Origin of the sequence: Psychrobacter sp. AOP22-C1-C5, from assembly GCF_052378885.1 — a bacterium.
Classification (GTDB): Bacteria; Pseudomonadota; Gammaproteobacteria; order Pseudomonadales; family Moraxellaceae; genus Psychrobacter.
Genome location: NZ_JBQSYC010000006.1, coordinates 89,459 through 108,071 on the forward strand (window position 1 = coordinate 89,459; position 18,613 = coordinate 108,071).

General features: G+C 45.7%; 12 protein-coding genes. 11 read left to right on the forward strand and 1 reads right to left on the reverse strand.

Going from position 1 to position 18,613, the window contains the following annotated elements; all coding sequences use genetic code 11:
* Positions 1–18: 18 nt before the first annotated feature.
* Positions 19–879, forward strand: a complete 861-nt coding sequence (cobA, locus tag ACT3TH_RS09695; RefSeq protein WP_444755643.1) for a uroporphyrinogen-III C-methyltransferase — start codon at positions 19–21, stop codon at positions 877–879.
* A gap of 35 nt (positions 880–914) precedes the next feature.
* Here cobA and ACT3TH_RS09700 read toward each other — a convergent pair whose 3' ends face one another.
* Positions 915–2,141 carry an SIP domain-containing protein gene (locus ACT3TH_RS09700; protein WP_444755644.1) on the reverse strand — a complete coding sequence of 409 codons (1,227 nt, stop codon included), beginning with the start codon at positions 2,139–2,141 and terminating at the stop codon, positions 915–917.
* A 343-nt stretch (positions 2,142–2,484) separates the two neighbouring features.
* On the opposite strand from ACT3TH_RS09700, the gene ACT3TH_RS09705 reads away from it, so the two are divergent.
* The 10 genes from ACT3TH_RS09705 (at position 2,485) to ACT3TH_RS09750 (ending at position 18,576) form a co-directional block, all read left to right on the forward strand.
* Positions 2,485–3,420 (forward strand): ABC transporter substrate-binding protein, encoded by a 936-nt coding sequence (locus tag ACT3TH_RS09705; protein WP_444755645.1) that lies wholly within the window; start codon positions 2,485–2,487, stop codon positions 3,418–3,420.
* Positions 3,417–5,582: a Fe(3+)-hydroxamate ABC transporter permease FhuB gene (fhuB, locus tag ACT3TH_RS09710; protein ID WP_444755646.1), complete on the forward strand. Its 2,166-nt coding sequence runs from the start codon at positions 3,417–3,419 to the stop codon at positions 5,580–5,582. Before ACT3TH_RS09705 ends, fhuB begins: the two co-directional genes overlap by 4 nt.
* A 329-nt stretch (positions 5,583–5,911) precedes the next feature.
* Entirely contained in the window at positions 5,912–7,261 is a 1,350-nt protein-coding gene (locus ACT3TH_RS09715) for a diaminobutyrate--2-oxoglutarate transaminase family protein (protein ID WP_444755647.1), read from the forward strand.
* A 68-nt stretch (positions 7,262–7,329) separates the two neighbouring features.
* The gene (locus ACT3TH_RS09720; protein WP_444755648.1) at positions 7,330–8,847 is read left to right on the forward strand and encodes a pyridoxal phosphate-dependent decarboxylase family protein; all 1,518 of its coding nucleotides are present in this window, start codon (positions 7,330–7,332) and stop codon (positions 8,845–8,847) included.
* Entirely contained in the window at positions 8,834–10,630 is a 1,797-nt protein-coding gene (locus ACT3TH_RS09725) for an IucA/IucC family protein (protein WP_444755649.1), read from the forward strand. Before ACT3TH_RS09720 ends, ACT3TH_RS09725 begins: the two co-directional genes overlap by 14 nt.
* A gap of 218 nt (positions 10,631–10,848) precedes the next feature.
* Positions 10,849–12,231 carry a lysine N(6)-hydroxylase/L-ornithine N(5)-oxygenase family protein gene (locus ACT3TH_RS09730; protein WP_444755650.1) on the forward strand — a complete coding sequence of 461 codons (1,383 nt, stop codon included), beginning with the start codon at positions 10,849–10,851 and terminating at the stop codon, positions 12,229–12,231.
* 50 nt (positions 12,232–12,281) lie between these two features.
* The gene (locus ACT3TH_RS09735) at positions 12,282–12,887 is read left to right on the forward strand and encodes a GNAT family N-acetyltransferase (protein ID WP_444755651.1); all 606 of its coding nucleotides are present in this window, start codon (positions 12,282–12,284) and stop codon (positions 12,885–12,887) included.
* Positions 12,888–12,979: 92 nt separating this feature from the next.
* Entirely contained in the window at positions 12,980–14,398 is a 1,419-nt protein-coding gene (locus ACT3TH_RS09740; RefSeq protein WP_444755652.1) for an MFS transporter, read from the forward strand.
* Between the two features lie 150 nt (positions 14,399–14,548).
* A complete protein-coding gene (locus tag ACT3TH_RS09745; RefSeq protein WP_444755653.1) occupies positions 14,549–16,501 on the forward strand; it encodes an IucA/IucC family protein in 1,953 nt (650 codons plus the stop codon).
* Complete coding sequence (locus ACT3TH_RS09750) at positions 16,495–18,576, forward strand: IucA/IucC family protein (protein WP_444755654.1); 2,082 nt, start codon at positions 16,495–16,497, stop codon at positions 18,574–18,576. Before ACT3TH_RS09745 ends, ACT3TH_RS09750 begins: the two co-directional genes overlap by 7 nt.
* Positions 18,577–18,613: the final 37 nt, after the last annotated feature.

Here is an 18,613-nt window from a genome sequence, read left to right on the forward strand (position 1 = left end):
TTATCAGGAGCGCCCACCATGACTGATTTATCTGCCTTTGCCTCAAACCGTGTTCCATACGATCTAGTGAATCAAAATGGTGCGGACGCTGCCGTATCTACTCAAAAAGGGGTTGTGTATTTGGTTGGTGCAGGATCTGGTGACCCTGATTTATTAACTTTAAAAGCATTGAGAGTGATGCAACGCGCCGATGTGGTGCTGTATGACAGCTTGGTGTCTGAAGATATTTTGGATATGTGTGCGCTCACTGCCGAAAAGATATTTGTTGGTAAACGCCGTGCCAATCATGCGCTACCGCAAGAGGGTATCAACGAGCTTTTGGTCAAACATGCATTGGCCAACAAAACAGTGGTCAGACTCAAAGGTGGCGACCCCTTTATTTTTGGGCGCGGCGGCGAAGAGCTACAAGAAGTGGTACGTCATGGCATCTATTTTGAATCGATTCCAGGTATCACAGCCGCCAGTGCCGCAGCAAGTCGAGCGGGTATTCCACTGACGCACCGTGATCACGCTCAATCGGTTAAGTTTGTCACTGCCTGCAAAAAACTTGGCGAACCCAATAATGACTATAGTGAATTGCTTGAAAGTACTGAGACGGTCGTTTTTTATATGGGATTACATCGTTTGGATGAGATGACCAAAGGGTTGATTGCGGCAGGTCGCGACAGTGAGACACCCTTTGCTGTTATCAGTCATGCCAGTTTACCCACGCAGCAAGTACTGATTGGCACGTTGAAGGATATCGCAGAACAACAAGCGTTTGCCAATCTGCCCACACCAGCACTACTGATTATGGGCGATGTGGTGACCTTGCATGGGGAGTTTGCAGACTATAATCTTGGCGCGCTGAAGGCAACTATCGAGGTAAGCTGCGCGTAAACGGTTTTATGTATCTTTAAAGGACTATCAAGCCTTTAATCTTTACGCCAATAAACTTTCACAGTTGCATCAGCACGCTCTAACTTCAGTCTTTGTTTCAATAGCCCGCGAAGTGCTTTGGCTGTATGTGCTTCTAAGGCACCCCACACCTTGTCAATGCGTAAGGGATAAGTGGTTAAATAATCGGCCAATGTATGATCGATTAATGCGGCCAACGCTCGTCCTGAATGTACCTGATCCGTCACTAACGGCAACACTGTAAATTGGTTGGCTCCCTGAGCCACACCATTATTATCGATGTTGTCAGTTCGTATGTTAACCCCATCAAAATACGCTTGATCGGCGGCATCTTGTGTGACGCAGAGGATTAGTGGCGGCTGAGAATTGTCCCAAAGCTCCAACAAGCGCGCAACAGTTGGCATCGAGGTCTCATCCGCAATCAGCAATGCTTGACCCTCACGTAAGTGCTCGACCTTTTCAGGAAACTCACGTTTACTCACCACGCTATCACCTGCTTGTAATGAACGCGCCCAATTACCGCCCGATGTATCACCATGCAAAAAGACATCAACCCATGCCTGCACGCCATCTGAGGTTTGCCACGCTTTTCTTAATGTGTAATAGCAATGAGCGCGTGAAGGTTGAATGCTTTCATTGACACTGTCATCAACGCTTGTATCACCACCTTGTAAGGCGGTGCGGTTGTGCTCTAAATCGAACAAATACGCGTAGCCAGCTTCATTCAGTGGTACAGAGCTTGGGTGATGGTTATTTAAGGTTTCACCAGCGGCATTTGAGTGAGGGGCGGTTAATATAAGACGCAGCATGTTTTTGCTGACCATGTGGCTGTCTTGCACGATAAAGGTTTGCTTGGTCAGTTTGATGGTTTTTTTACCGAGCTTCTTATCCGCTTTTTGTTTGAGCAAAATATATTGGGTGTTTAACTCATCAATCTGGGTGATAGGTGCTACAAGTGGGATAAAAAACGTCTGGTCACAAGACTGAGCAGACGTCTTTTTTGTGTCTTGAAACTGTAATTGTAGGGCGATTGCTTCCGCATAAACTGCGGTCAATTGTACATTTGCCCCAACCAGCTCATCTGATGTTAGAGACGTAAAAGCCTGCAAAAATCCGAGCAGCTCATCGACATGCTCCTCATTGATATGAGCCATGGCAGCTGCAATCTCAGGGAAAGTTAACAGAGTATACAAGTCTGTTTGGGGTTTAGGTTTACTTATAGTAGGTGCAATAGAATGGGTCATATACGTACTCGTGAGCAACTAATAAATAGAAGAAAAAACAATTTAAGTTAATGATAATTGTTTTTATTATCATTTACGAGTAAAATCCATTTTTATTGGCAATTGTATACTTAGTAAGTTGGTCATACGGGAACGTCGTTCTCATTGACATTGGCAATGGCTTTATAGCACGTCAGTCCGACACAATCGCTTAAAAGTCGGCTTTACTTATGTTTGCTCATTTATTTCATCCTACTTTCTTAAAAGATAGACCGTTATGTTTTCTGTCCTGCACAAATATAAGTTATCTCACCTGATAGTAAAGTCCTTCATCATTGATCGCTTAACTGCTACTGCCGCTAATATGACATGCTTACCTGTCATAACGGTTTTGGCATTAACCACAGTGCTAACAGCCTGTCATCGACCAGTGACTGAGCAAGAAAACGTCCAAAATGGCAACACTAAAAATGATAACGCTAATAGTGCAAGAATCAATATTGCATCTCCTGATTGGGGCAATGCGGCGACGTTAACGGCTATGGGCTATCCACCGATTGCTACTGGCGATATCAGAGTATGGGACAGATGGGTAGGCACACCGCAATTACCGGCCTCAACAGTCGATGTTGGTATCCGCTATCAGCCCAATGCTGAGCTAATAGCACAGTTGCCCGTCGATATGGTCGTGGATAACTTTTTTTATGAGCACGCCCGCAATCTGTATGGTGATGTACCCGCAGAGTCTGTTATGTTTACTGCTAAAGGGGAGAGCGCGACTTGGGCCGATTATAGCGAGCCGACTCGGCAGTTGGGTAAGCTGATTGATGAGCCTAAACTCGCTGAAGACTATATTGTAAAAAGTCAAAAAGACATACAGCTTGCTGGTGAGCGTCTTCAGCAGCGTTACCCAAACGTCAATAAATTTGCTGTAGTGCAGTTCGCTGATGCCAATAATATGCGCATGTATGTCGCAAACAGTTTGTTCCAACCAGCGCTGACTCAAATGCAAAAAGAGCTTGTGACACTAGGCAAAGGCAATAGCTTTGGTTTTGTGCCAATACGAATGGGCGATCTGGCGCAGTTGGATGAAGATATTTGCTTATTGATTATAGATCCTCTTAGTCCGATAACTAGGGCTGAAATTGAAGACAGTCTGATTTGGCAGCGCTTAAGTTATGGGAACAATCGCTGTGTGGGTGAGCTGCCACCAGTATGGATTTATGGTGGTATGTCCTCGTTAGTCGGTTTGGCAAATAACTTAGCCACTGTCGAGTTAGAAGGAGGCGCCGCATTATGAGCACCAATACTGTCAACACTGCTCACAACACCACTGCCAATAACCCTACTATTAATGCAAACGCTATGAGCTCATCTTCTTCTCAATCAACCAATTTGCCGCCCGATAAGTTATCAGACGTGACACCGTCACAACCTCAATCAGACTTACCAAACCCGCTTCTCCCAAAAAACACGCCCGTTGCCACTACTTCATGGCGATTATGGGCCGTACTTATCATATTGGTGATTTTGTCCGTATGGAGCAGTTGGACACTGATCGATCAGGAATGGAATCGGCCGTTTAGCGATTTGTTTATCCCGAGTATGCAGTTGGATATTGCCAGTATGGCAACGCAGCTACATTTAGTAGCGACCAGTATAGTGGCTCTGCTCGCAGGTGGTCTGCTTGGTGTGGTCAGTATTTTGCTACAGCAATTGGTCAAAAATCCTCTAGCGTCCGACACGACTTTGGGCGTGGGTGTTGGCGCTCAATTGGCCATACTTATCGTGACGTTGTTTTTGCCAAGCTTAGCGATTTATGGCGGTATTTATGTTGCTCTGGTCGGTGCGCTCATCAGTATGGGATTGGTTTTTGCACTGTCAGCACCCAGTCGATTCAATCCGCTAATTCTGATATTAGCGGGCTTGGTAGTGAATATTTTGCTCGCCGCCGTTGCCAATGTATTGGTGTTGTTTTTCGCTGAGCGTAGCAATGGTATGTTGTCATGGGCGGCAGGGTTTTTGGCACAAAACAGCTGGCATACCAGTATGGTGCTAGCGATAACCACAGTCATAATGACAATCGTCTGTCTGCCTCTATTAAAACCACTGACCCTGATGAGTTTGGATGATATGCAGGCCAAGCGTTTGGGTGTGCCTATTAATGGTATAAGGGCATTGGTCGTGCTTATCGTGGCAATTGTGACAGCTTTGGTGGTCAGTGAAGTTGGTTTGATTGGCTTCATTGGTCTTGGCGCTGCCAGCTTGGTCAATGCGCTGGGAATATTTTCCATTCGCAAACGTTTGGCCGCAGCCTTTGGCTTAGGAGCTTTATTGCTATGGCTGACCAGTAACGTGGCTCTATTGCTTGAGCCGATATTGAGTATGCAAATACCAGCAGGGGCGATGACGGGTATTCTGGGAGCGCCACTCATTATTTGGTTAATTTTGCGCCAGCGCCGTGAGCGGATAGAGACTGTGACGCCAATGGTGACGGGTCAGCATACGCCTGTCGCGTTTTGGCACTGGGGCATTGGCGTACTTGTCATGATTATTATCGCTGGCCTATTTGTCCAAGATGTCAGTGGTTGGAGTCTTAGCACGGATTGGGCGATTACCCAGCAGTATCGACTGCCTCGCAGTTTGAGTGCGGCCGCAACGGGTCTTATGCTGGCTGTCGCTGGCGTCCTATTACAGACCCTCACGCGCAATCCGATGGCAAGTCCTGAGGTTTTGGGGGTGAGCTCGGGAGCGGCACTTGGGGTCATCTTAGGGTTTTTATTGCTACCAAGTTTGGGGTTGTCCGCCGGATCAGGTACATTGCTGCTGTCAGGATTGTCTGGCGCTATAGCAGTGCTTTTGTTAATTGTTTGGCTAGCGCGTAGGGTAAGCTCAGGCTATCTATTACTGGTCGGTATCGGTATTGCTGCCATGATGGATGGCGTGATGCATATGGTCAAGCTCTCTGGTGACCCGCGTCTAGAAGCGATGCTCAGTTGGCTATCAGGGACGACTTATAGTGCTCAGCCCAGTACTGTATGGTATCTGATGGGCATTGCGCTTGTCTTATTTGTACTCAGTCTATTGCTGATCAGACCTCTGCGCGTTCTTGGTTTGGGGACAGAGGTCGCTCGTAATTTGGGCGTGTCAGTGACGCCTGTGACGATTGCACTCCTAGCATTGGTGGCGGCGCTTAGCACCGCCAGTACGCTTGCGGTGGGACCGCTGAGTTTTATTGGCTTGATGGTGCCGCATTTGGCAACCTCACTTGGGGCAGTTAGGCTTGAGCGCCAATTGCCTTTAGCGGCTTTACTGGGCGCAGGCGTTATGGTGCTGGCAGATTGGATTGGGCGCTATGTCATTTTCCCTTATGAGCTACCTGCTGGCACGATTGCGGCCATTATTGGCGGCACGTATTTCTTGTGGTTGATTCGCAAAGTGCCAGTTGCTATCAATCGATAGCTTTTTGTGGGTAAATAGGTAGAACCAGTGATAAGTACTTTCGCGTATTTTTCACTGGTTTTCTGTGCTCGTTTATTCAAAATTAATCGAGCCATTCACTTAAAAAAACTTGTCAAAAAATAAACAAATGAGGTTGACAGCAGTGCATAGGTCGTCAATAATACGTCACATAAACGATAATGATTATCATTTATATTATCATTCAATGTTTGACCGCCCTTATAGTGAAGCCATACTATATTTTTTAAATTAAGCCGACTATTTCTCCACACTTTCTTTAAAAGCCAAGTCTGAGTGTTTTTGAAGAATAGCGAATAAGGTTCGATACTATGTATATGTCCTTTTTAGATGAAAAAACTGATAACGAATGCTATTTACATCGTCAAGCGAATTTTGAATCCAAGGTTCGCAGTTACCCGCGCAAATTGCCGTTTGCGATTCAATCAGCAACAGGCGCTTGGATTACCGATGTAGAAGAGAATAGATATATCGATTGTCTATCGGGTGCAGGAACGCTAGCGCTTGGACACAACCATCCTGTGGTCACTGAGAGCATTAAACAGCTCTTGGACAGTAATCTGCCAATGCACACCTTAGACATTACCACGCCATTAAAAGACAAATTCAGTGAATTTTTATATACGCTTTTGGGTACTAGTAGCGATGAGTATTGCTTACAGTTTTGTGGGCCAACGGGTGCTGATGCGGTAGAAGCGGCTCTCAAACTGGCAAAACAAGTGACTGGGCGCTCAGGTATTGTCAGCTTCAGCGGTGGTTATCATGGTATGACTCATGGCGCGCTTGCGGTGACTGGAAACCTTGCGCCCAAGCAAGGCATCGAAGGTCTGATGAGTCCGGTGCAGTTCTTACCTTATCCCAATGCTTATCGCTGCGCTTTTGGTCTGTCTAACGAGCAAAGCGTCAGCGCGCACATCACTTACTTTGAGAACTTTTTAAAAGACGTAGAAAGCGGCGTGGTCAAACCAGCGGCGGTTATTTTAGAAGTCATTCAGGGAGAGGGCGGGGTCAATCCTGCGCCAATAGAATGGTTAAAACAGGTGCGCCGCGTGACCAAAGAGCTGGATATCTTGTTAATCATCGATGAGGTACAAACAGGCTTTTGCCGTACCGGACGCTGGTTTGCCTATCAATACGCGGATATTGATCCCGATATGATTGTTATGTCAAAAGCCATCGGCGGCGGCTTACCAATGGCAGTATTGGGTATCAAAAAACAATATGATGCATGGCAAGCGGGCAATCACTCTGGCACTTTTCGTGGCAATCAATTGGCCATGGCAACGGGACTTGCCACCCTCGAATATCTAAAAGAGAACGACATGGCCGCTTATGTCGCTGAGATAGGTGCGTGGTTTATGTCAGAGTTAAAATCTCTACAACAGCGCTACCCACGGATTGGTCACATCAGAGGTCGAGGACTGATGATCGGTATGGAAATTATAGACCCGAGTCTGCCCAAACAAACCGACGGCAGTTATCCTGCGGACAGTGTGGTGGCTGCAAACATTCAACAGGATTGTTTTAAGCGCGGCTTGGTTATCGAAAAAGGCGGACGCGGCGGGACCGTGCTGCGCTTCTTACCACCACTCAATGTGACAAAAGAAGAGCTACAACAAGTACTAGAAAAATTGGATAGCGCGCTGCAAGCCAATCAGTAGCACGTCATATCGCTAGTATGGTTTTTAAAATTATAACAATAGTCGCAGGATAGACTGGTGAGGATACTTTGTACTTATTAAATCAGCAAACCAGTGAGCAATACCTCACGCACATGCAGCAAACGAGTGTCATCATTAAGGAGTGGCTCAATGACAACAATGTCTATTTAGGTGGAACGCCGCAGCAGGTGCAAGACGCTATCTCTGTTAGTATTAATGCAAAAGGGCAAGATATCGAAGCCATATTGGCTGACATACAAGACAAGTTTTTGCCCAATTGTGTGTCAACCGCACATCGTCATTGTTTGGCACATTTACATCCGCCAACCTTGGTGGTGGGTCAAATCGCCGAGATGATTATTGCAGCGACCAATCAGAGTATGGATTCTTGGAACCAAAGCCCAGCGGCCACCTATATCGAAAAAGATCTCATCGAATGGCTGTGTCAGCTCTGCCAGTTTGATACCAGTTTTGAGTCCCAAACGGACGCTCAAATTAATCGTCAGTATAAGCGCAAGGCAGGCGGCGTGTTTACCAGTGGCGGTACACAGAGCAATCTTATGGGGTTGCTACTGGCTCGCAACAAGTTCTATGAAGCCCAAGGCGTCGATGTACAAAAAGAAGGCTTGATGGGTCAGCGCCGCGGTACGATTCTGTGCTCAGACCAAGCACACTTTTCTATCGAAAAAAACGCGGCGCTCTTAGGGCTTGGCGTACAGTGCGTTGAAAAGGTAGCGACCGATTCGAGTGGCGCTATGCTCTTATCCGATCTCCAGCATAAGATAAATAAGATTGGGGTAGACAATGTAATGGCGGTGGTAGCCACGGCTGGCACTACCGATTTGGGCGCTATTGATCCTTTAACGGACATCGTCAAGATGTGTCGCAACGCCCAGATATGGTTACATGTAGATGCGGCATGGGGCGGGGCCTTGCTACTGTCGCAACGCTATCGCCATTTGATTGATGGCATTCATGAAGCCGACTCAATTACCTTAGATTTCCACAAGCATTTCTTTTTGCCCATCAGCTGTGGCGCTTTTTTATTACGCGATCAGCAAGACTTTGAGAGCATTCGCCATCATAGTGAGTACCTAAACTCTTCTGACGATGAAAAAGACAATATCCCGAATTTGGTCACTTATTCGCTACAGACTACTCGCAGGTTTGACGCACTAAAGCTTTGGATGGCGCTTGATTTATTAGGTACGGACGACTATGGCGCATTGATTGATACCTGTCTTGATACGGCCAGACAAGCGGCGCGATTGATTGACGCCCATGCCGATTTTGTGTTGGTGCATCAGCCTATTATTAGCAGCGTCTTGTTTTACTTCAAGCCACAAAATCAAGCGTTATCGAGCCAGCAGCTGTCCCAGTTGAATCGCCAAATTGCCCAAGATTTATTAATCAATAATATTGCGAATGTGGCCACCACTCAATTCGAGCAGCAGCTTTGTCTGAAATTTACCATTTTAAATCCTAATACCCAAGTCAGTGACATCAATACCATCATTGAACAAGTGGCTCTTGCTGGCTTTAACCGACTCCATATTTCTGAAGGAAAACACAATGATGCAACATAAAACGCTGGATCGTTTAACCCTACAAAACTTAGTGAACGCCTACAGTTATGAGACAGGGCGTGGCAAGATTGTAATGGTAGAAGAGCAGGATGCGCTCCAAAAACAAATCTCGCAAGACAAACCTATTTTGGTATTGACCCTAGCGCCGCATGACACTGTGATGGCGGTGCCCATTGATAGGGTTAGCCAATTGGGTCAGCACCGTTTCGCTGATACGCCTTCTTTATTGAATTCGGCTTCGTTAAATGACGCTCAATCAGAACGCCACTGGCTAAAACCTTCGGCTGTGAGCCTCGCTGCTTTGATTATCGAAGATATCGTACATCAGCATAAAGATGAGGTGACGCTTGATGGCAATGGCGTACTCAAGCGCTGGCTCGAGAGTTATGAAGGATTGCAGATTATTTTAGAGCATCGTAACGATGAGATTGATGACATTATTGATGCCAAACAGAATTTTATTCAAGCCGAGCAAAGCCTGATTTATGGTCATGCCATGCATCCCACTCCAAAAGGTCGAGCGGGCTTTTATGGTGCGGAGTGGGCGAAATATGCGCCCGAAACCAGCAGCAAAACACAGCTGCGTTATTGGCTCGTGCATCCTGACCACATTGTCGAAGAATTTGTGGATGGCGATAGTATCACCGCCGAGCTTAAATCAAAGCTGTTGTCTGATATGAGTCATTATCAACAACAACGCATCGCACAACATCCTGATTATAAACTGTTGCCACTGCATCCGTGGCAAGCGACGTTTTTGCAGCAGCAAGCGTGGTATCAGCAGTTGATTGAGAAAGGAGAATTGGTTGATTTGGGCGCGCTTGGTTGGTATTTGCGCCCGACAACTTCGGTGCGCACACTGGCGGCATTTGATGCGCCTTGGATGTTTAAATTGTCGCTATCTGTGGCGATTACCAACTCTGTGCGTATCAATTTGCCAAAGGAATGTAAGCGCGGTATGCACGCTTGCCGGATATGGCGTAGCGATTATGGTAAACAGTTGGGCACGGAGTACAGCACGATTGCCGTATTGAATGATCCTGCTTGGATTGCCTTGTCGATAGGCGGTAAGATCATCGATGAGACCATTTGTATCTTACGCGACAATCCTTTTACCGAATCGATGCAAGTCACCAATCTTGCCAGCCTAAGTCAAGATCATCCAACTCGTCTCACCAACCGCTTGGCCTCTTTATTTCAGTCAATTCACGAGCGCACCAATGAGCCTTTGGAGGACATTGCTGGCAAATGGTTTGATACCTATTTACAAGTCGGTTTTATACCGCTGATGCATATGTATTATAAGCATGGGCTTGCGTTTGAGGTTCATCAACAAAACAGTCTGATAGAGCTAAAAGACGGCTATCCTGCAAAATTTTGGGCGAGGGACAATCAAAGCTTTGGCTATATTGCTGAATATGCCAAGCCGCTTGTTGATGCTTATCCGGAGTTGATCAGTGAAGCAGAGTGCGTCATTCCAGAAGATTTTGCTGACTCACGTATTGCTTACTATTTAGTGGGTAATACGATCTTTGGTCTTATTACCGCGATTGCGCGCACCCAGCTTGTCAGTGAAGCTGCGTTACTAGCGACGTTCCGAGACTGTCTGATGATTTTAGAAACCCAATATCCGCACCGCTCTCTAATCGCTCTGTTGCTGCGTAGTCCGACATTGCCATTCAAAGGCAATCTGCTTACCAGACTTCATGCATTAGATGAGCTTGTAGCCCCTGTTGAAACCCAATCTATCTATGTGGACATTCCCAATCCTATGAGCGCCTAGGGTAGGTATCGTCGATGCTAAATGAAGCAGAAACAGGTCGTTAGCATGCAGAACTGCCATAAATTTTTCTCGCTTGCTGTACCTATGGCGACAGAGGCTTTGTAAAATTTATGCCAGTCCTGCTGACTGACTTTTATATTGATCTGACTATCGCTCAAAATATCGCTCAAAATAAAATCGACATGTGAATAATCATTCTAAACAAGTAAGGAATCAATGTGTTAGATCTTATCGGTATTGGTTTAGGGCCATTCAATCTTAGTCTGGCGGCATTGCTGGAAAAAACAGACATCAATGCCAAATTCTTTGAGCAAAAAGCTGGATTTAATTGGCACAAAGGTATGATTTTACCGCACACCACGTTGCAAGTGCCCTTTATGGCAGATTTGGTAACATTGATAGATCCGACCAGTCCCTATTCATTTTTAAACTATTTGCATACGCAGCATCGATTGCTGAAATTTTATTTTTTAGAAGACTTTAAGATTTATCGTAAAGAGTACAATCATTATTGCCAATGGGTCGCAGAGCAGCTGGAGAACTTAGCGTTTGACGCACAAGTGGTGGATGTGGCGTTTAACGAAAATAGTGATGGCGCTAATACTGACGAACGTCTAGGATTTGTCGTTACTGTCCAAGAACAAGGCATGCGAAAAACGTACTACGCTAAAAATCTAGTGATAGGAACAGGTACGCAGCCAACACTGCCACCTTCGCTGCAAAAGATTGCCAATCAAGCCCCCGAACGCTGTATGCATACTGCGAATTTTGCCAATAATTTTGATCTTGAAGCGATTCAAGCAAAAAAGGGACAGGCAGATGATGGAGAAGATAGGCTGACTAAAATAGTGGTATTAGGCTCTGGTCAATCATCGGCTGAAGTATATCGCGCGTTGTTTGATCAACAACTTGATAGCAACGATGAACCAACGTTCCAATTGGACTGGATGACCCGTTCGGCGGGTTTTTTCCCCATGGAATACTCACCTTTAGGCTTAGAGCATTTTAGCCCCGCTTATACCGATTATTTTTATCAGTTGGACGGCGCTACCAAAGCAAAAGTCGCACCCAAGCAAGACTTGCTCTACAAAGGCATGGGGTTTGAGACCATACGCGATATTTATCATAAGCTTTATGAGCGCAGTATCAGCAACCAAGATCTGCACACGACGCTGCTGTCCAATTGTGCAGTGGTCGAGGCAACATTTGATGATGCTTTGTCAGATGACACTTTGAAGATAACGTTTGAGCAGTGTGAGCAACAGCAGACGTTTACGGCGGATTATGACTGTGTGATCGCTGGGACGGGCTACCGTCATGCACTGCCTTCCTGCCTAAACACGTTGCTGCACTCTATGGAATACGATGACTTTGCGCAACCAAAGATTGATCGAAATTATGCGTTGGTTTATAAGAACCAAGCTGGCAATCGCGGTAAAGTGTTTGTGCAAAATCAAGAAATTCATACTCATGGTGTTGGTACGCCTGACTTAGGCTTAGGCGCTTATAGAGCAGGACAGATCATCAATCAATTAACGGGGACAGCGATTTATGACACGGAGGCTTTACAAGTTTTTCAAACATTTGGGGCGTCATCGTAGTATCAACACGCCCTAATACAAAATAAATCACATAAAATAAGGAGCTATCAATGCCAACCATCACGCAAAATCTGCCAGATATCTTTGCCGTAGACGCTTATCAAAAAAAGTTTGGACTACGAGCGGTCAAATATCCTGAAGACATGCCAATGCTCTATCAATGGATGCACGCTGAGCATGTGGTCGAGCAGTGGCAGCTACATCTGCCGATGCCGCAGCTGCGAGTACATTTTGAAAAAATGCTGGCCGATGACCATCAGCGTCTCTACATCGTACTTTGTGAGGGTGTGCCTATCGGCTATGCAGAGATTTATGAAGCCGCTCGCGATCGTTTGTCTTACTACTACAAAGCCAAAGAAAATGACATGGGCTGGCATCTGTTATTGGGTGATACTGCCGTCGTTGGCAAAGGGTATCTCAAGCCAATAATAATGATGCTCAATAAGTTTATCTTTGAGCATACTGATGCCAAAAAAATAGTAGGAGAGCCTGATAGTAAGGTTGAGGCGTATAAATGGGTGGCTGATGGTTTTGCCTATCACTTACAACGATTGATCGATATGCCTGAAAAAAAGGCATCGCTTTATTTTTGTAATCGTGATGAATTTTTTGAATCGAGTAGCTATCTCAAATTTTATGGTGCTGTTGCTCAATGAACAGACTTTCTGGCGTCGGCTTTATCTACCACGTTCCATGCCGTTTGGCGGCACGGCAGGATTGGTCATGCCATGATGGAGCGATGATTTAAATGATACGCCCAACAGATAGCAGTCACGGACTGACAGAAAAGCAAGTGCGTCAGGTACTGTTGACGCTGCTGCTCGGCGGTACGGTGGTCAGCTTTAGTAATAGCGCCCTTAACCCTGCTATTCCCGTCTTTATGTCGGTGTTCGCAGTCGATATTGTGATGGGCGGCTGGGTGTTGAACGCTTACATACTGTCTATGAGCGTGGGGTTGATGCTCAGCGGTTATTTGAATAAAAGGTTTGATTTTAGGCCAGTGTATTCGACCGCTATCCTAGGGTTTATGCTGGGTTCGGTGATTGGTATGCTAGCGCCATCCATGACAATGGTGATTGTGGCGCGTGCTGTACAAGGCTTTAGCGGCGGTCTCATTATCCCTTTGTCTATTGGCATGCTTTATCAGATTTATCCGCAGCACAGACATGGCAGAGTGATGGCGCTATGGGGCATCGTTATCATGATGTCACTGGCGTTCGGCCCGCTGATAGGGGCTTATTTAGTAGAGCAATTTGCATGGTGGACATTGTTTGCGGCTACTCTGCCGCTGAGTGCGTTGGTCATGGTTATGGTGTGGACATTATTACCAGATGTGCGCGCGCACAAGGTAAGTAAATCCTTTGATGTCATAGGTTTTGTCAGCTTACTCGTTTGGCTATTAGCGCTGATGACATGGCTTAGCAAGCTCAAAACAGATTTTTATAGCAGTCTTGCGAGTGTGATTGAGACCAGTCTGCTTGCTGCTATATTCTTGATATCTTTTATGGGTTGGTGGGCGTATGAGAGCCAGCAGAGTCAGCCGTTATTAAGCGTACGTTTGTTTAGCAATAAAGTGTATTTGCACAGTACGATTATCAGCATTACTCAGACTTTGGGTCTGATGGTAGGCCTATTGCTATTGCCCATTTTGGTGCAAGAAGTGATGGGCGAAAGCGCGTTATGGACGGGCGTTATCTTGATGACAGCGACGCTCGTGTCTAGTATCACCACGCATTTTGCTGGCAAGCGCGTGGATAAGGACGGTGCGAGAAGCATAGGAATTTTGGGTATTGTAATCAGCGCACTGTCCATGCTAATGCTGGCATTGTGTTTATATCAGCCAACGCTTTGGCTGCTGATGGCGATTATGAGTATCCAAGGTGTGGGTGTGGGACTGGCGTATTTGCCCACCACCACGGTCGGTTTTAGTAGTCTGGCCAAAGAAGTGGTCACCGAAGGTGCAGCGCTCAACAATATCAGCCGCCGAATTGTCTCTACTATTTTTATCACGTTGGTGACGGTCTATGTGGCAGGACGCGGCGCGCAGTTATTAGCAGCTGGCAGTAATCAGAGCGTCAGTACTGCTATCCAAGAGATTTTTGTTATGTTAGCTGTGATGTTATTTTTGACGGTTTTTTCAGCGCGGCAACTACCAAAAACGGCATAAGTAATGTAGCCGTATTTTGACGGTATGAATCCGTAAACAAACCCGTATAAGGGATTATTTTAATTTACTAATGTAATTAATTCTCATTCTCTTTAAAGGCTTGGTTGATTTAGTCATTCACTTTTTTGTTTTTAGATAGGAAATTTATATATGCACAATCATAAAGTAGAACAGAGCACGAGCCCTGTAGATATGGATGTTACCAAACCGTGGCAAGCGCCGATTGACCATCGGGTTAGGCAGCGTGCAGAACAGCGGGTCATCAAGCAGCTGTTACAAGCGCTACTGTATGAAAACATCATTGAGTTTGAGTACGCGAGTGCAGACTCTAGTAATGACAAGGCGCTCTTAAACTTTACGATAAAAGCCACTGATAATGTCAATTACCGCGATATCAATTACCGCGCTCAAGGCTATATTCATTATAGCTTCGATATTATTCGTTTTAATGATCTTAACGTCCAGCGAGTCGTTGATGGTAACGCTTGCGATGCCATACTTGAGCATGTCATTAGCGATATTTTGTTAAATATAGCCGACGCTTCTTTAAAAGACGGCTTTGTCAAAGAGCTGCGTCATACTTTGGTAAACGAGACCCAAGCCCAGCGGCTGTCACCCAACTTATCAATGCCGAACGTACCAACACCAAACGCACCAGCGCCGATTGATGTGCTCACTTACGAGCAGCTCGAGGGCTATTTGATGGCGGGTCACCCGTATCATCCCTGTTTTAAGTCTCGGATCGGCTTTGATTTACAGGACAATTATGACTATGGACCGGAGTTTGACCAAAATATTGAGGTGGTTTGGCTGGCGGTTAAAAAGGAGATGCTGGTTAGCAATACGGCTTTTAACACTACTTCTGTTACCACGCTTAACGAATGGATTAAAGACTATATAGATGCGGATAATTTTGCCACGTTAAATGACAAGCTAAAACGTATTCTTGCGACGACAAATGATAAAAGTGAGGCAAACGAAGATGAGGACGCCAATGCTTATGGTTTGATACCAGCGCATCCTTGGCAATGGCAAAATACTCTAATCCTTGCGTTGCAGCCGCTTATTGACACGCAGGAAGTGATTTATTTAGGCAGTACGGGTAACCAATACCGCGCTCAGCAGTCCATTCGCTCTTTATCAACGCTGCAAGCAGACAAAGCCTATTTAAAGCTTAGTATGCATCTGATTAATACCTCAAGCACCCGTATATTGGCCAAACATACCGTTATGAATGCCGCTGTTGTGACCACGTGGCTCAATCAGTTGGTAGCAGAGGACGAAACGGCACAAGCGTTACAAATTGCATTTTTGGGCGAAACGGTAGGTATCAGCTTGGATCATGAAGCGCTACAAAAGCGTGGCTATCAACATCCAGACATTTATGGCGGGCTTGGCGCAATTTGGCGTGAAAATGTGAGCCAGTATTTATCGACAAACCAAAAAGCCTTTCCGTTAAATGGCGTCAGTTATATCAATACGGACGGCTCTACGCTCATTGACCCTTGGCTTAATAAATATAGCGTGGAGGATTGGACTGCTGAGCTTATCAAAGTAACCGTCGCTCCGATATTGCACCTCTTATTCGGTCACGGTATTGCTTTAGAGTGTCATGCACAAAATATCATATTGGTACATGAAGACGGCTTTCCCGTAAAAATATTGCTAAAAGATTTGCATGACGGGGTTCGCTATTCGCCAAAGCATTTGACGCGCCAAGACTTGATTCCGAGTTTTCATAGCTTGCCAGCTGCCCACGCGGCGCTAAATCGTGGCTCATTTATTGAAACAGATGACACCGATGGCATCCGTGATATGACGGTGGCGTGCTTGTTTTTTGTGGCATTTGCAGACATTGCTATTTTTATGCAGACCCATTACGACTATCCTGAGGCAACATTTTGGCAACAGGTTGCTGACTGTGTGACAGAGTATCAAACCCGTCATCCAGAGCATCACGCGAGGTTTGAGTTATTTGATGTCTTCGCCAAGCAAACGCGTATTGAGTCTTTGGCTAAGCGCCGACTGTTCGGCGATCAGGTGTTTCCGATCAAATATATTAATAACCCATTAGCCAAAAGCCGAGTACAGATATCATGTTAAATACAATCAGGATATTAAATACCGACGCGGTGCTAAACGCAAATACGTTGTTAAATATAGACGCAGTACCTACTTTATTTCCAGTCCAAATCAGTCATTCAGAAAGCCAGCCTGATATTGTAGCAATACAAAGATCAATGATAACGTATTTGATCGAGTGCGCTTTACTTGAGCAATGGCTAGAGGAACATCGCGTTGAGTTGACAACGACGTCTAATTATCTAGCAGAGCAAAATTTACTACAGGCTGTCGCGTCGCTACCGAGCGTGTATCAACCATTTTTTACTCAAGACAACCCATTGCTGGTGATTGAAATCAGCAGCGACAGCCGATTGTTGTTACTAGTGGAGTCGGGATATACCGCACCGTGGCGACTTTATAAACCTTGCTTGCCGGTTTTGTATAATCTATCAAATTTAGACAACTCTATCAGCGATTGGTTACAACCGTTAGAGGCAGTAGAGACGCTACTAGATATTTTACTGTCTGCCATGGATCACTCGGCGCTGAGTACAACAGGTATTGTCAAATTAAAAGAAAGCTTGCAAGCGTCCTTAGTTGCCAAGCAGCAATCCGCTCATGCCGATATCACCACTACCGTCTATAGTCAGCCGCATTGGTATCAAACCTTAATTGCCGCCGAGCAATGGGCATCGTTGATGGATCGTCCTTTTCATCCGCTGGCAAAGGGCAAGCTGGGATTTACGGCAGCAGAGTATCAGCGCTATATGGCAGAGTTTAATCAGCCCATTGCGCTGGTGTGGGTAGCAATTGCCAAAAGCCATCTTATGGTGGCGGATCAAGTAGAGGATATCAACCGACAAAATCCAGCAGCGTATTTATTAGACAAACCGCAGCAGCAGCGATTGCGACAGATACTAGAAGACAAAAATCTGACTGATACTCATGTAGCAATACCTGTCCATCCTTGGCAGTTGACTCAATTACTTGATAACAACAATGCGGATAATAGTTATGCCGATGATTTTGCCAATGGTACGGTAGTCAAATTACCCTTTGATAGCCCAATGACTTATGCCAGCGCTTCCATGCGCAGTATGTTATTGAGTGCCGATACGCCGCATAGTATCAAGCTACCGATGGGGGTGTATGCCTTAAATTCCAAACGGTATTTGCCAGCACTTAAGCTGATTAATGGTGAAAAAAACCAAGCGATTTTGATACAGGCAAGACAGATCGATGACGTATTGTCAGCGCAGCTGCGGCTATGGGATGAGCATCTTTGGTGGGGCTATATGTCGCCCGCCCATCTGCAAGACAAAAGCGCCACCAATCCGGGGTTTTATCAAGAAAAACCCACGCACTTAGGCGCCATGCTCAGGAGTCTACCAACCGATTTGTGCGATGAGCAAATACGTTTGTTGCCCATGGCCAGTCTAGGAATGTTGGTTTATAAAGAAGGCGTCAGTCATCATATCTTTGATGAGATCATTCAAGCAAAATCGCCTACGACGCAAACAGTTCACATAAAACGCGCGGCTATTGATTGTTTCAAAAACCTCTGTGAGGTGTTTTTGGGTACGATGCTGCGCTGCCTACGCTTAGGCCTTGCTCCTGAAATGCACGGACAAAATATCGTAATGGTGGTAAAAGACCATCGTTTTACCAGTTTGCTACTACGTGATCATGATTCGTTACGCATTCACTTGCCGTGGCTTACGCGTCATCAGATAGCAGATCCTGAGTATTTAAGCCCGCCCAATTTTAAAAATCGCTTATACCGTGAGACTCCGCAAGCACTGATATTTTATCTTCAGTCTTTGGGTATATTGGTCAATATTCGCGCCATCATTGAAGCGCTGTCAGAGCATTATGAGATTGATGAAGCAGTGCTGTGGTGTGAGGCGATGAACAGTATCGATAGCGCATTGACGGATATTGACTTTGATGCCGATCAATATGAGATTCTCCGCGAGCAGCTACTAACCACTGAGTTCTATCCACACAAAACGTTGCTCTTGCCCGTCATTGAGCGCGGCGACGATCCACACGGCAGTATGCCAGCAGGCGAGAGTGTGACGACCAATCCTTTTTTTATAATAAAAAACAGCTAAGCGACTGTTAAATCCAATTCAATTTAAAAAGAGTAAG